This window comes from Rhodopseudomonas sp. RCAM05734 (genome assembly GCF_052658035.1).
The window spans coordinates 6,085,315-6,101,001 of sequence record NZ_CP199742.1 but is presented as its reverse complement, the minus strand read 5'-3'; the positions used below and the strand labels follow the sequence as shown (position 1 = coordinate 6,101,001).

At 64.9% G+C, this 15,687-nt stretch carries 5 protein-coding genes; all 5 read left to right on the top strand.

The genetic code is table 11. The features are described from left to right. The first annotated feature begins 10 nt into the window (after window positions 1-10). The 5 genes from ACUXVA_RS28910 (at window position 11) to ACUXVA_RS28890 (ending at window position 15,677) form a co-directional block, all read left to right on the top strand. Window positions 11-478: a hypothetical protein gene (locus ACUXVA_RS28910; protein WP_265082472.1), complete on the top strand. Its 468-nt coding sequence runs from the start codon at window positions 11-13 to the stop codon at window positions 476-478. 454 nt (window positions 479-932) lie between these two features. Beyond that, entirely contained in the window at window positions 933-1,529 is a 597-nt protein-coding gene (locus ACUXVA_RS28905) for a secretin and TonB N-terminal domain-containing protein (protein ID WP_445489652.1), read from the top strand. Then, the gene (locus ACUXVA_RS28900) at window positions 1,526-2,134 is read left to right on the top strand and encodes an RNA polymerase sigma factor (RefSeq protein WP_445489650.1); all 609 of its coding nucleotides are present in this window, start codon (window positions 1,526-1,528) and stop codon (window positions 2,132-2,134) included. Before ACUXVA_RS28905 ends, ACUXVA_RS28900 begins: the two co-directional genes overlap by 4 nt. Beyond that, a complete protein-coding gene (locus ACUXVA_RS28895; protein ID WP_445489648.1) occupies window positions 2,131-3,108 on the top strand; it encodes a FecR family protein in 978 nt (325 codons plus the stop codon). Before ACUXVA_RS28900 ends, ACUXVA_RS28895 begins: the two co-directional genes overlap by 4 nt. A 155-nt stretch (window positions 3,109-3,263) precedes the next feature. After that, window positions 3,264-15,677: a filamentous haemagglutinin family protein gene (locus ACUXVA_RS28890; RefSeq protein WP_445489646.1), complete on the top strand. Its 12,414-nt coding sequence runs from the start codon at window positions 3,264-3,266 to the stop codon at window positions 15,675-15,677. Window positions 15,678-15,687: the final 10 nt, after the last annotated feature.

The following is a 15,687-nucleotide window of genomic DNA, read 5'->3' as shown; positions in this document are numbered from 1 at the left end:
GAGTTTTTTCATGGCTTTGTTTCGCGGTCCATCGGCGTCGCGGCGTTCGCGATTTGCACGGATCTACGCTTTGCTCGCATCAATCGGACTGCTGTCCGTCCCCGCATCAAGCCCGGTTGCCCAGGGCCTGGACTACCGCAGCCCGGATACGGCACCGCCGGCCTGGGGGCAGTTCGCGAAGCTGGTCAAATATCGCTTTGAGGAATGGATCTCCGCCGACGACGCAGTCGCCAACCGGTTTCGTGCATGGCTGAAGGAAACCAACGGAAAGCAGGATGGACCGCCAACGTCGCTGGTCGTGAAGGCTTGGCTCAATCCGGATGGATCGGTCGAACGGGTGTCGTTTGCCGCCTTCAAGGACGAGCGCGCCAATACCGATCTGCGTGCGGTGCTGACGCGCGGCAATATAGGCGAAGCGCCACCGCCTGAAATGCTGCAGCCGATCAATCTGCGTTTCTCGCTCAATATTGCGAACTGATCCATGGCGGAAACGGCCAGGTTGCCCCCGCGCCTGGCCAATGAGTGCGACATCAAATTGTCGGACCATTGTCTACCCTAAAGCAACATGTTCCGTCAGCGCTCTTGAGACCAATTGATTGAAGGAGTTCACGCCGAGAAGAGTTCCGGTTCATCGTGGCCGTAAGCAGCGAAGATATGGACCGGATTGCTGCCAGGCTTGTCTATCGAGCCGGAAGCAGTCCAGTTGCTTTCCATTCTTGACACAAGACTGTCAGCAAGAGGCATTAAGCGTGCGTTCTTCGCTGTGAAGCGCTTTGGAGAAGATGCTGTTGACGTGTCGTTATTGTATTCGGCATGGAACCTTACGACCGAATGCGATTATCGAGAGAATCCTCGGTGTTCTGTCACTGCTTCTGGCTGCATGCGGAAGCTTGTCTGGCCCTGCAGTGGCAGCGCAGTCTCGGGAGACGTCGATGGTGCCGAACGGGCCCATTACTTTTGAAATTCCCGCCCAAAAGCTGGAATCCGCGATCGAAGCCTATAGCGTGATGTCGGGATGGCAAGTGATCTACGACGCCGGTCTTGCAGTCAGTCGCCGATCCACCGCGGTGAGGGGGCGCCTTCCGCCTGCCGCCGCGCTCAGCCAATTGCTCTCGGGTACCGGCTTGACGGCGGAGTTTATGACCGCAGATGGTGTGATGCTGGTTCCAGAGCGGTCTGCGCAGAATGTCTCGCAGTTCGAAGCGAAATCGCCGGCGGGCGACTATTACGGACGCATTCAGGCTGGCCTTCGACGTGAATTCTGTGCGGATGAGCTCATCCGGTCAAATGGCAACCGGATCGCGCTCGGATTTTGGATCGGCGGATCGGGGACGGTTACGCGCGTGACGCCGCTTGGCTCGACGGGGGACGCGGCAACAGATGCGGCCTTCAGCAGCGTTGTGGCGCGACTTGCGGTGGGCGAGGCGCCGCCTCCCGGTTTCAAGCAGCCTGTCGTCATCCTCGTCACGCCTGATCTGATCGCCCAATGCAGCGTTCCCGGCGCAGTACCGGCGAGGACGGCGCAATGACGGAGGTCGGTTGGGCTGCCCTTCAGCGACATATGCTGACCCGCTACACCGATCTCAGGAAGCGGTTGACGCGCTATCTGGGGTCCGCTGATCTCGCCAATGATGCCCTTCACGACACGTGGCTTCGGCTGCAACGCGGCGGCGAATTGACATCGGTGCGTAGTGCCGACAGCTATCTTTACAGTATCGCGATCAATATCGCGTCCAACAACCGGCGCTCCGAAAGCCGCCGGCTGGCGGCATCCGAAATCGAAGAATTACTAGAAGTTGCTGACGACTCGCCGGATTCCGAGCGCGTGCTGGATGCGCGCAACGAACTCGATGAGGTGGTGAAGATCATCGCGGAGCTGCCGGTTCGGCAGCAAGCCATCTTTTTGGCCGCGCGACTTGAAGGCACGCCGCGAAGGGACATTGCCAGGCGCTTCGGCGTGTCCGAACGCTTTGTGCAGCGGGAGCTTCAGGCGGCGCATGACTACTGTGCGGCGCGGCTGGAAAAAATGAAGCCCGACCGGTTCAGATCGAAGCCGCGAGAAATGTCTTCTGTTCAGGAGGCGTTTGGATTGGATCACAAGGCGCCGATGCGGCGGAAGCCGGCAAATCGATGAACAACGACGCGAACGAAGAGGTCGATCTGTTGAAGCGGGATGCGCGGCGCTGGGTCAGGCAGCTCGTTTCGGGCGACGCCACGACTGTGGATGCCGAGGCGTTGAAGCGTTGGCGAATGCAGAGCAGGGCGCACGATGCGGCCTTTGCCGAGGCGGTCCGTGTATGGCGGCAGCTCGGCGTCGGGGGGCGAGCATTTGTCGACTTGCATGGCGCGCCGGTCTGGTCGCGCCGGGCTGCTGGCATCACCACGCGTCGCGCACTTCTGGTCGGCGGCAGTGCGCTCGCGGCATCGATTGCAGCAACTGCCGTCGTCAAGCCGCCACTCGATCTTTGGCCGTCACTGGAGGAGCTGCGGGCCGACTATCGTACGGCCACCGGCGAGCAGCGGCTGGTGAGCGTCACGGATATATCGGTGCGGCTGAACACGCAGACCGCCATTGCGGTCACTGCAGATCCATCGGCCGGTCCCGGTATTCGATTGATCTCCGGTCAGGCCTCTTTCACGATGCCGAAGCATTCTTCGCAGGCGCTAACCGTGCTTGCTGGACATGGCCGGATCGTCGCGGATCGAGCCCGCTTCGATGTACTGTGTCTCGCGGAGAAGACGTCCGTCACCTGCGTCGCGGGAGATGTCGAAGTGACGGTGGGCGAGCGCTCGGCAACGGTCAGTCAGGGACAGCAGGTTGTCTACGACGGCGATGGCCTTCGCGTTGCCGCCACCGCCGATCTGCAGGAAGCGACATCCTGGCAAGACGGCTACATCGTGTTCCGAGGTACGGCGCTTTCAGACGCCGTCGCGGAGATCAATCGTTATCGGCCTGGGCGCGTGATGGTTCTCAACGCAACTCTCGGCCAGAAGACGATTAGCGGTCGTTTCCGCACGGAGCGCATGGACGAAATCCTGGGCTGGATCGAACGGGCAACGGGCGCGAACGCGCGCACGCTTCCGGGAGGCGTGATCCTGTTGAGCTGAAATTTCGCCAGAGCGGGTTGATACAAAACTGTCATCAAGATTTTGGTTCAGATTCGATTTTCGACCGGTGTCAAACAAGATGAGGCATCTGTTTGCTCCTCCGCGGGAGGGGCGCCGATGCGTTAGGACTTGTCCGCCTGCCGAGAGAGAATTCGATGCTGAACCGCAGCCCTGACTTTCGCGCCGCTTTTTCCGGTCGCCAGAACCGCCATGTCAGATTGCTGGCGGGGGTTTGCTCCGCAGCGCTGTTGGCCGTCGCGCCAAAGGCAGTCCTTGCGCGCGCTTTGAACGGTGGCAACCCATCCCTCTCGGCTCCGAACTTTGCGGCCGATGCAGCGTCGATGGCGGCGCAGCAGGCGGTATCGGCGGCGAAACAGAGCCAGGATGCGCTGAGCCGCTCGGTGCAGGCGATGCAGGCGGTGCAGGCCGCCGCGCGGGCGGCGGCGCAGGCGCGCGAATTGTCCACCACGGCGCCGCTCGGCATCGCCAACGGTCTCGCGCCCGGCGGCCTGGTGCCCGATTCCGGCCTGGCCCGCAACGGCGTCGCCAATGCGGTGACGACATGGCAAGGCGCCAATACGCCGACACAATCGGTCGATGCCTCCGGCCAGACCCAGGTCGGCATCCGCCAGACGACGCAGCAGGCGATCCTGAACTGGCAGTCGTTCAACGTCGGCGCGCGCACCACGCTGACCTTCGACCAGCAGGGGCAGGCGAATTGGGTCGCGCTCAACCGCGTCAACAACGTGATCGCGCCGAGTCAGATCCTGGGCACCATCAAGGCCGATGGCCAGGTCTATGTCATCAATCAGAGCGGCATCATTTTCGGCGGCAGCGCGCAGGTCAATGTCGGCTCGCTGATTGCGTCGTCGGCCGATATCACCGACGCGCAATTCCTCGGCAACGGCATTTACAGCACCCAGACCGGCAACGGCCGCTACGCGCCAAGCTTCACCGCTGCCGGCGGCAAGGTCGTTGTGGAATCCGGCGCCGAGATCTCGACGCATGCGCCATTGAAGGTGAAGTCGGGCGGCGGCACTGTGCTGATGATCGGCAGCGAGGTCGAGAATGCCGGCAGCATCTCGACGCCGAAGGGGCAGACGCTGCTCGCGGCCGGCGACAGCTTTATCTTGCGCCCCGGCTTCGGCACCGAAGGCAACGCGACATCGACGACGCGCGGCATCGAGATATCCACCACCATCAATGCCGGAAGCGCCAACGGCAGCGTCCGCAACAGCGGCCTGATCCTCGTCCCGGAGGGCGATATCACGCTGGCCGGCCGGACACTGACGCAGAGCGGGGTTCTTCGCGCCAGCAGCTCGGCCAATACCCGGGGCACCATCCACCTGGCCAATTCGGCCGCTGACGGCGCCGGCAGCGTCACGCTTGCCGCGGGCAGCGTGACGGCCATCGAGCCCGAACTCGACAGCAGCGAGCCTGCGCTCGACAGCCAGCGCGATGCGTTGATTGCCGCCTCGGCGGCGGCCAATCTGCTGCGCGCCGGCAGCGCCGTGGGTGCGTTCGACAATCTGTCGGTTCTTGCCGACCGACAGGATCAATCGCGTGTCGAGATCGTCACCGGCGGCACGGTCAATTTCCAGAACCAGTCGCAGACCATGGCGCAAGGCGGCCAGGTTGCCGTGAGTGCCGGCAAGCGCGTCTTTGCAGAAACCGGTTCCAGCATCGACGTCTCCGGCGTGCGGGGCGCGGTGCTGCCGATGTCGGCCAACCAGGTGCTGGTCAACGTCCAGGGCAACGAGCTCAGGGATTCGCCGGTCAACCGCGACAGCGGCGCGCTGATCAACAAGAATGTCTGGATCGACATCCGCGATCTCGTGCTGGTGCCGGCCGGAACCGGCGGCTATGCCGGCGATCGCTACTATACTAGGGGTGGTCTGCTCGAACTCGGCGGCTACCTGTCCAACACTGCGCATAAGATCGGCGAATGGACCGCACTCGGCGGCACCATTACGCTGGCGGCGCCGGACGTGATCGCGCAGCGGGGCGCAACATTCGACATCTCCGGCGGTTCGGTGCGCTATGACGGCGGCAGGATCTATTCGACCAAACTGATCGGCACCGACGGCCGGATCTATAGCTTCGACAACGCGCCGGCCGATATGAAGTTTATCGCGGCTGCCGGCGGCTTCGTCCGCACGCACAACATTCAGGGCAAGGTCGCGGACTCGCTCACCGAGATCTGGAGCAGCGTCTTCGACCGCTCGTCGTCGTGGCGCTATGAGGCCGGCTACACCGTGGGCCGCGATGCCGGCCGGCTCAACCTGTCGACGCCGACCGCGATGTTCGAGGCGCAGATTATTGCCGATGTCATCAAGGGCGAGCGCCAGTCCAGCGCGCGCGCAGCGGCCGTCACCGACGGCTACAAGCAGGTGCAGAATGCGGCGCCGCTGGCCGGCACGCTGGGGATCGGGCAATACACCGCGCTCGGTCAGCCCAATCTCTACAATAGCGATGTCCGGATCGGGGATATCCCGGTTGTGACGACGGGGCTCGGTGCTGCGGATGCTCTGCCGGCAGGCCGCGCCAATACCGTATGGCTCGATGCTCGGCATCTTTCCGAGCAAAGGCTCGGCGGTCTGCAGATCGGCACCCGCGGGGCCATTACCATCGATGGCGATCTCACGCTGGCGAATGGCGGCACGCTCGGCCTCATTGCGCCGATCGTCGAGATCAAGGCCGATATCACGGCCCATGGCGGCGCGATCGACGCCACCAATGTGTTCACCTCCGCGGTCCTGGGCACTGTCAACCTTGATACGAACGGGGTGTCGCGGATCGCGGTACGGGCGGGCGCGGTGCTCGATGTCAGCGGCGTCGAAAGCCTCGACTCCCGAGGTCTCGATCCGGATGTGCTCGCTCACCTCGACGGCGGCTCGGTTTCGCTGCGATCCACCCGCGACGTGGTGCTGGAGGACCGTGCGCTGATCGACGTGTCGTCGGGCGCTGCAATCCTCGGCACGGGCAAGATCCAGGGCGGGCGGGGCGGCTCCGTTACGCTCAGGGCCAATCTCAACGGCGTCGGTTCGACCGGTGACCTGACTCTTGCCGGCGACGTGCGCGGCTATGGCATGAACGGCGGCGGCACGTTGACCCTGCAGACCGATCGCGTCGCGATCGGCGCTGCCACCGACATCACCGCCGGCATGCTTACGCTGGCCGGGGATTTCTTTTCCAGGGGATTCGGCTCTTACGCGATCATCGGCAATCGCGGCGTGACGGTGGCCGATGGCGCCGTCGTGGATGTCACGATGCCCGCCTATCGTCCGGCATCGGATCAGACGACAGCGGGCCTCGAAGTGTGGATGCCGCCGGTTTACACCGCCAACAGCCTGACAGGCGTGTTGACCCAGCGCGGCGGCGCCAGCCTGACGCTGCAGGCGGGCAACAGCCGGCTGCTGGCGAGCGACCTGCCGTCGGTCGGTCTAACCATCGGCAAGAATGCCGTCATCACCGTCGATCCCGGCAAGTCGATCGCCCTGAGCAGTGTCGGTCAGTTGACGGTCGACGGCACGCTGCATGCCGCGGGCGGCAATATATCGCTCAGGACCATTGATCTCGCGGGACCGCAGGTCGATCAGGTTGCGGCGACGACCAACAACCGCTCGATCTGGATCGGCGAAAGCGCGCGTCTCGACGTGGCGGCGCAGGCCGCCACCGCGCTCGATGCAAAAGGCCGGCGCTACGGGCTGGTCGTCAACGGCGGCAGCATCGTCATCGGCGGCGAGATCGATAGCGCGCTGGGGCAGGCGACGAGTTCGAACAGCTTCATCGTGGTGCGTCCCGGCGCGGTGCTCAACGCCTCCGGCACTGCGGCGACGCTCGATGTCGCCGGCCTCGGCGCGGTCGATGTCGCCAGCAATGGCGGCAGCATCTCGCTGGTCTCCAACAACGGGTTGTTCCTCGACGGCACGATGATGGCCCGCGCCGGCGGCGCCGGCGCCGCGGGCGGCAGCCTGAATGTGGCGCTGCAGATGCTGGAATATCGCATCACCAGCGGTGACCTGGTGAATCTTCCGCTGGCCGATCCGGCCTATCGGGCGTTGCGTCAGATCGTGCTCGTCGATCGGCAGGGTGACTCGGTGCTGAATGCCGGGCTGCAGGCCGGCGCGGCCGATCCGGCCCTGGCCTATGGTTATGGGCGACTCGGTGCCGATACCGTGGCGCGTGGTGGCTTCGACAATCTGTCGGTGATGAGCAGTGCCATCGGCTTCGACGGCAATGTTACCCTGCGGGTCGGGCAGAACCTGAACCTCTACAGCGACATGATGATGCCGGTGAGCGGCAGTGCGCAGGACGCCCGGATCTCGCTGGCCGCCGCCTATGCGCGGCTGGGCCAGATCAACTACGTCTATAAGGAACCGGACCAGCAGAAATCCCGCACGCCGGTCTTCACTGCCGACCCGACCCGTTACGACGTGCAACTCGATGTCGCCGCGCAACTGATCGACATTCGCGACACCGTCAATCTGACCTTCGGCAAGACCCGTCTGCACAGCGACGGCGATCTGCGCTTCGTGCAGGGCGTGCGGCCCATGGTCGGTCTGATCAGCACGTCGCTATTTAGCCCCGGCAGCGTCACCTTGCGCGCAGCGCAGGTCTATCCGACGACCGGCACGGTCGCGCAGGTCCAGGTCGGCCTTGGCAATCGCAACGGGGTCATCGGCTACGATCCCGCGCAGACACTGCGCATCGAGGCGAACTCGGCCGAGATACCGAGCGTACCGTACTCGGTGTTCGGCGACCTGACCCTGGCCGCGGCCGTGGTCGAGCAGGCCGGCGTCGTTCGTGCGCCATTGGGCAAGCTGACGATCGGAACCGGCGGCTATAACAACAGCAAATCCACGCGCGTCACCCTGCTGGCGGGCAGCCTGACCTCGGTCAGCGGTCGCGGACTGGTGATGCCCTATGGCGGCACCATCGACGGTCTGAGCTACAGCTACAACGGCAAGAATGTGATGCTGATCGGCGCCGGCGGTGCGAGCTTCGTGGGCGGCAGCGGCGTACCGACAGTCGGTATCGCTTTGGGCGGGCAGAGCGCGGTGGTCGAATCCGGCGCGGTGCTGGATCTGTCCGGCGGCGGTGATCTCACCGGCGCGGGCTTCATCAGTGGCCGCGGTGGCTCGGTGGATATTCGGACGACGGCGTTCGCCAACGCCAATCCCGGCAACAGATTCAGCGCGCCCGGCAATACGGTCTATGCGATCGTGCCGGGCTTCAAGGGCAACTACGCCCCGGTGGGGTCCGAAAATGCCGCGAACGATCCGGTTGTCGGGCGCCAGATCACCCTGGACGGCAGCGTGCCAGGGCTGCCGGCCGGCACCTATACGCTGATGCCCGCGACTTATGCGCTGTTGCCCGGTGCGTTCCGCATCGAGATCGGCGCGCAGCCATCGCGCGCCGTCGTCGCCGGGGCCAATGCGGTCGGCAACGGCTCCTATATGGCCTTGGGCCAACTCGGCATTGCCAATACGACCATCAAAGACAGTCTCCCCAGCCAGATCGTGGTGACGCCGGGCGCCGCGCTGCGCACCTATTCGACCTACAACGAAACCAGCTTCGCCGATTATGTGGTCGCCGATGCGGTGAAGCTTGGCGTGCCGCGGGCGATGTTGCCGGTCGATGCGCGCAGTCTGGTTCTGAACCTCAATCCCGGCGCCGGGATCGACGCGCTGCGCTTCAACGGCACGGCGCGGTTCGATGCGGCCAGGGGCGGCCATGGCGGCGCCGTGATGGTCGCGACAAATTCCGGCGGCGGCTCCGATATCGAGATCGTGGCGGCAGGCAGCACCGCAACGGCCGGCTTTGCCGGATTGTCGATCGATTCATCGATGCTCAATTCGCTCGGTGCGTCGCGCATCGTGGTCGGCGGCATTCAGTATGTCACTTACGGGCAGGGCGGCCGGCTCGTCGATAGCGCCGACTCCACACAATTTATTTATCTGCGTTCGGGTTCGCTGCTGTCGGCACCCGAAGTCTTCCTGATGGCCAACAGCGGCAGCACCCTAACTGGAAGCGGCATCGTCATCGAGCGGGGCGCCCATATCAACACCATCGGCAAGGGCGCGGCGGCCTACGATTCGCGGGACGGCTATGTCTATGCCGCGACCGGCAACCAGGTGATGGTCTCCAACGGCATGCTCGATCTGGTGCCGAACACGGCGGCGGCGAATGCGATCCTGGCCAGCGGCGTGCGCATCGGCGTCTGTGACAGCGGCAATTGCAGCGGCCAGACCGAAATCTACTCGGAAGGCACCATCGCGCTGGTGACGCCGAACCAGTTCCAGCTCGACGACGCCGTGCGTTACGGCACCCGCAATCTCACGCTCTCGGTCAGCCGGATCAATCTCGGCGACAGCGCGGTGTTGATTGACGCAGCAGCGCGAAATATCCTGCCGAGCGGGCTGTCGATGAACCAGGCGCTGCTCGATCGCCTGCTGCGCGGCGATACCCGCTACGGCGCGCCGGGGCTCGAGACGCTGACGCTGTCGGCGTCCAATGCCGTCAACATTTTCGGCACCGTGACGCTGGACACCGTCGATCCCGCCACCGGCAAATCGACGCTGGCCAATCTGGTGCTCGGCACCCCGGCGATCTACGGCGTCGGCAATGCCGGCGACGTCGCCACCATCCGCACCGGCAACTTCATCTGGCGCGGATCGACGCTGGCGCCGGGCGAACTGGTCGCGGGTGGCGCGGGCACCGGCAGCGGCACGCTGAACATCGATGCAGAGCGTATCGTGTTCGGCTACGGCGCCCATTCGCGCCCGACCGGAAATGATGTCGACGGCCGGCTGGCGCTCGGCTTCGCCAATGTCAATCTGTCGGCGACCGACCGCGTCAGCGCCAACCAGCAGGGCAACCTGTCAGTCTATCAGTCGCGCGGCGCCTATGTCGCCGGCCAGGGCTACAGCTACAGCGGCGGCAACCTCACCATCGCGTCGCCCTTGGTGACCGGCGAGGGCGGCTCGGTCAACAGCATCACCGCCGGCGGCGCATTGCGGCTGCTTGGCGCGGGTACGCCCGGCGCGGTCGCCACCGACACGCTCGGCGCGCAACTCACCTTGAGCGGCGACAGCATCGCGCTCGACACCACGATCGTGCTGCCGAGCGGCAAGCTGACGCTGAAGGCCAGCAACGACATTACCCTGACCGGGGCATCGCGGATCGACGTCGCCGGCCGTGAGGTCGTGTTCAACGATGTCAGGAAATACAGCTGGGGCGGCGACGTCACGCTCGACAGCAGCAAGGGCAACATCCGCCAGGTGGCGGGTTCGGTGATCGATCTGTCGGCGCGTTTCAACAATGCCGGCAGCCTCACCGCGATCGCACTCGATGCCGTGGCCGGAACCGTCGATCTGCAGGGCGCAATTCTTGGCAGCAGCTTCGGTCGCTACGATGCCGGCGGCACGCTGGTGCCGTATCGCGCCGGCAGCATTAGCGTTCGTGCGCAGAATCTCGGCGATTTCGCCGCGCTCAATGCGCGGCTCAATGCCGGCGGCGTCTATGGCGCGCGCAGCTTCCAGATCAAGCAGGGCGATCTCACCATCGGCAACGAGCTGAAGGCCAGAGAGATCAATGTCTCGCTCGACAACGGTGCGCTCACAGTGGCCGGCACCATCGACGCCAGCGGCGAGAGCGTCGGCACCATCCGCCTCGCCGCCAAGAACGGCCTGACCCTGACGGGATCGGCGGTGCTCGATGCTCATGGCACGGTGCTCCGCGTCGACAGCTACGGCAAGATCATCGACAGCCCGAACCGCGCTATCGTCGAACTGACGTCGCGCGATGGCCAGCTCACCCTGGCGTCGGGTGCGCGGATCGATCTGCGCCATGGCACCGATGCAAAGACGGGAAGTGCTGCTTACCAGAATGACGGCCTGCCGCGCGGTACGCTTGAGCTCAACGCCGGGCGCACCGGCGAGACCAGTGGCGACGTCCGTATCGATGCCAGTGGCGCGCTGGATATTCGCGGCGCGCGCTCGATCGCCGTCAACGCGACCTGGACCTACAGCGACGCGAAGTCCATCACCGGTCCCGCGGCCAGCGGACGTCCCTATCAGGAGATCACGCAGGACTATCTCGATATCAAGGATGGTCAAAGTGTGCTGTTCATGAAGGCCGCGCTCGCTAACGGCAACCTGATGAACAACAAGCTCGCCGGTCTGCGCGCTTATTCCGACGCCTTCCATCTGCGTCCCGGCGTGGAAATCGTCAGCGCGACTCCGGATGGCGATCTGGTCGTGACAGGCGATCTCGATCTGTCCAAATATCGTTATGCCAGCGTCAACCCCAACAGCCAGGTGCAGCCCGGCATCTACGGTTCGGGCGAACCCGGCGCGCTGGTGATCCGTGCCGGCGGCGACCTCAATATCTATGGCAGCATCAGCGACGGGTTCACCACGCCGCCAGGGACGCAGGATGACACTGGCTGGCTGTTGCTGCCCGGCAAGGAGTTCACCGGCGCCGATATCACCATCCCGCGCACCGGCGTGGTGCTCGCGACCGGCACCACATTCATCAGCGGCAAGGCACTGAATTTCGATCTGCCGATGCAAGCGGCGACTTTCGGTGCGGGCACGGTGATCCCGACGGCGAGTTCATTGAGCACGCTGATGAATCTGGCCGCAGGAACCGTGCTGAGTGCCAATGTGCGCGATGCGTCCGGCAACCTGCTGTTTGCGGCAGGCTCGATCGTCAGCGCGCCCGTCACGCTGCCGGCCGGCACGCAGTTCGACGCCGGCATGAAGCTGCCGGACTCCGCGTCGCTGGCGGCGCTGATCTGGCCGAAGGGTGTCGCGCTGCCGATACCGGGCCTGCTGAACGGCGATCTCGCGCTGCCGCTGGGCGCGATCTTGCCCGCGGGCACCAATGTCCTGCTGCCGGGTGGCGTGACGTCTGTGGATCTACGGCCCGGCGCTGCCGGTAAATTATACGGCGTAGCGGCGATGCTGCCGGAAGGGTCGCAGTCGTGGTCGATGCGGCTGGTCGCCGGCGCCGATACCAAGGCGGCCGACAGTCGCCTGACCGATCCGCATGCGACGTATGGCGATCTGCGATTGGCCGACAATCACTACGGCCTCTACGGCAAGCCTACCCCGGAAAGTTTCGTCCTGTCCCAATATGGCTGGGATAACTACATCGCTGACGGCGATCCGGCCGACTTTGTCGGCAGGCCGATCACTGATCCTGATCTGGTCAAATTGCTCGGATCAACCATTTGTTCGGACGATGCGCTTGCGTGCGGATTGTCCGCCAATCCTACGTTCGACTTTCTGCCCGGAAGCACGCGCTTCAGCGTGGTTCGCACCGGCGCCGCCGATCTCGACCTGCTCTCGGCGGGCAACCTGCAGATGAATTCGCTGTACGGCGTCTATACCGCCGGCTCGTCCTCGTCCTCGTCCTCGACCCCGACCAGCACCAGCGACCCCTACAATCTGCCGCGGGCCAAGACCGCGTCGGGCACGGTGCTCGGCGACCTCAACAAGGGCTATGAGAAACTCGTCGACGGCGGGACGGACAGCCTGGCGCGCGCCTGGTATCCGACCGGTGGCGGCAACCTGACCATCAAGGCGGCTGGTGACCTCACCGGCAATCTGATGACCCTGCCGGTCTTCACGAGCGGGGTCGGTCGTCCGAACGCGCGAGATATCGGCTATAACAGCGCGCCGATCGGCAACTGGTTGTGGCGCCAGGGCACCGGCTCCACGCTCGGCGGCGGCGCCGACCAAGCCACCGCCTGGTCAATCAATTTCGGCAGCTACGTCGCCCCGTCGATCCTTGGCGTCACCCGGGCCGACACGTTGGTCGGCTTCACCGGCTTCGGCACGCTGGGCGGCGGCGATCTCCGCGTCGATGTCGGCGGCAATGCCGGCATCGTCACACTGATGGGCAGGAACGTCGTTTCACCGGATGGCGTAAGCGCGCAGGATCAGTACAGCAACCAGCGCACCCAGGGTCTCGTGCTGGCCGTGGGCAGCACCGGCCGCGTCGGCGCCGATGGCAGCCTGACGCTGACCGGCGGCGGCGACCTCGATCTGCGCGTCGGCGGCAAGCTCAACCCGGCCTCGCTGTACAAGGACGCCAGCTTCAACGGCACCGTCACCAACCTGCGCGGCGACACCGGCATCGCCGCAGCCTCCCTGGGCATGGTCAGCCCGACCTACGGCGTGCAGCCGATCGATCAGTCGCCGCGCGAAAGCCGGGCCTTTGATGTGTTCAATGCGTCGCGGGCACTGGCCTTCGGCGGTCTGCTCCTCGCGCCCGGCGATTCCACCTTCACGCTGAGCACCGGCAGCGATCTGGTGCTGTCCGGCGCCAGCGATCCCGGCCGCGTCACCACCGTGATCGATTCACCCTATGGTCCAGCCTATGCACGCGACGGCGCGGCCGGCGGCAAAACCTGGTTCTCGCTGTGGACCGACCACAGCGCCATCAACCTGTTCTCTGCAGGCGGCGACCTGGTGCCGATCAGCCTCGGGACCCAGCTGCCCTCCACCGACTCGGCGATCATGTATCCGTCGATCCTCACCGCCGTCGCGGCAGGCGGCAGCTTCTACTATGGCAATGCGATCTCCAATCGAAACGACCCCATCGCGACCGTCTATTCGCCGCTGCTGCTGGCGCCCTCGGCCAACAGCAAGCTCGAATTCCTGGCGTCGGGATCGATCTATGTGGGCGGCTACACCGTGGCCCGGACCAGTGCATCGGCAGGGTCGCTGGCGACCCCGTTCCATCCGGCTTTCACCGTCATCGATCCGACAACCGGCACAAGGACATTCAGCAATCTCTCGGCCGCGGGCAACGTGGCTTTGGAGAGCCAGGGCATCGATCCGCTGTTCGCCTTCGGGCCCAACACCGCCAGCGCGGAATGGGGTAACCTCGATCCGGCGCGGTTCTACGCCGTCAATGGCGATCTGGTCGGCGTCAGCAGCGGCCGCATCCTGACCTTCACCAAAAACGATCCGACGCGGGCCGGGCAGGTCTGGTATCAGGGCGCAGGTCCGGTGCGCATGATGGCCGGCCGCGACATCGTCGGCAGCGGCACCGCGCTCGGGACCACCGAGGATGTGGCGGACACCAATCTCCAAACCTACTTCTCCTCGACCGGCAACCTGTTCGTGCACAATGTCGAGACCGATCTGTCGCTGGTGCAGGCCGGGCACGACATCATCTTCAGCAGCTTCAATGTCGTCGGCCCCGGCGCACTGCAGATCACCGCGGGCCGCAACATCCAGATGGACAACAAGGCCGGCGTGGTCTCGGTCGGCCAGGTGAGCGCCGGCGACAGCCGTCCCGGCGCCAGCATCTCGATGTTGGCTGGCGCCGGCGCGGCAGAGCCGGACTATCAGGCGCTGTTGCGCTATCTCGATCCGGCCAATCTGCTGCCGGCCGGAACGCCGCTCGACGGCTCCGGCAAGGTGGCCAAAACCTACGAGAAGGAACTCGCCGACTGGCTGACGCAGCGCTATGGCTTCAAAGGCAACGATGCGGCGGCCCGCGCGGCGTTCGGCGCGCTGGCTCCGGAGCAACAGCAGATATTCCTGCGCTCCGTCTACTTCGCCGAACTGAAAGCGGGTGGCCGTGAATATAACGACGCCAACAGCCCCCGCCATGGCAGCTATCTGCGCGGCCGTGCGGCGATTGCAGCGCTGTTCCCGAATGCGGCGGCAGGGGCGGGCGACATCACCATGTTCGGCGGCGCCGGCGTGCAGACCCTGTTCGGCGGCGACATCCAGTTGCTGGCGCCATCGGGCAAGATGGTGGTCGGCGTAGAAGGCGTCGCGCCGCCTTCTACGGCCGGCCTGGTGACGCAGGGCACCGGCAATATCCAGATCTACAGCCAGGGCAGCGTGCTGCTGGGCCTGTCGCGCATCATGACCACGTTCGGCGGCAACGTCATCGCTTGGGTGGCGAACGGCGACATCAACGCCGGCCGCGGTTCCAAGACCACGGTGCTCTACACGCCGCCGAAGCGCGTCTATGACATCTACGGCAACGTCACGCTGGCGCCGCAGGTGCCCTCCGCCGGCGCCGGTATCGCCACGCTCAACCCTATCCCCGAAGTGAAGGCCGGCGACATCGACCTGATCGCGCCGCGGGGCACCATCGATGCCGGCGAAGCCGGCATCCGCGTCTCCGGCAACATCAATCTGGCCGCGCTGCAGATCGTCAATGCCGCCAATATCCAGGTGCAGGGCTCGTCATCGGGCATCCCAACGGTGCAGGCGCCAAGCATCGGCGCTGCACTGTCGACATCCAACGCAACGGCGGCGACACAGCAGACGACGACCCCTGCGCCGGCGGCCAACAACAGTCCCTCGGTGATCATCGTCGAAGTGCTCGGCTATGGCGGGGGGGCTGGCGGCCCTGGCGGAGCCGAAGGCGCGGCTCCGGGTGACCAGCGACGACGGCGCAGCAGCGAAGATCAATACGATCCCAACAGCGCCATACATATGCTCGGCAATGGCCCGGTGAGCGATGAACAGCGGAGGCGATTGACCAAGGAAGAGCGCGACAGGCTGGATGCGCTGGTCGTTCAACGAAATTAAAGGTGTCTAT